Raw genomic sequence first — 508 nt, 5'->3', positions numbered from 1 at the left:
TCAGGCTATCGCTTAAGGCCCTTGCGCTGGGAACACGTGTGATGGCTTTGCGGTAGCCGCGTGAAGTGATGAATCCACGATCTGCTTGTTTCAGGACTCGGCAGATGGCCTCGACCCCAAACTGATCCTTATACGCGTCGATGTAAGAGATCATTTGGTCGTGGGTCGGTCGAGTTCCGCTGCGAAAAAAGCCGAAGCAGTCTTAAGAATCCCGTTTGCTCGTTTCAGCTCGCGGTTTTCGCGGCGCAGACGCTTGAGTTCTTCTTCCATTGTCTCGCCGCCTGAAGCGTCAGAATCATCGCGTACTGAAGCACTGTCACGGTACCAAGCCCGCAACGTGTGTTGAGATACTCCAAGGAGCTCGCCGACCTCGGTGTAGGCACGTTGCAGTGAGCAAGACTCCAGGCGGACCATTTCAATGATCTGATGGACCGCCTTCTCCTTGAACTCGACGGAATACTTTCTAGGCATAGTTCAATCCTTCCTTAGCTGAGGTAGGAACTAAACC

1 pseudogene is annotated in these 508 nt (G+C 53.3%); it reads right to left on the bottom strand.

Annotated elements, in window-relative coordinates:
* A pseudogene (locus HMPREF3067_RS06220) lies at positions 1-471 on the bottom strand (transposase); the annotation flags it as partial.
* Positions 472-508: the final 37 nt, after the last annotated feature.

The organism is Corynebacterium sp. HMSC04H06 (genome assembly GCF_001815935.1).
In the GTDB taxonomy this organism is placed as follows: domain Bacteria; phylum Actinomycetota; class Actinomycetes; order Mycobacteriales; family Mycobacteriaceae; genus Corynebacterium.
Note: the sequence above shows the minus strand (reverse complement) of the source record. Positions and strands in the feature narration are given on the sequence as shown.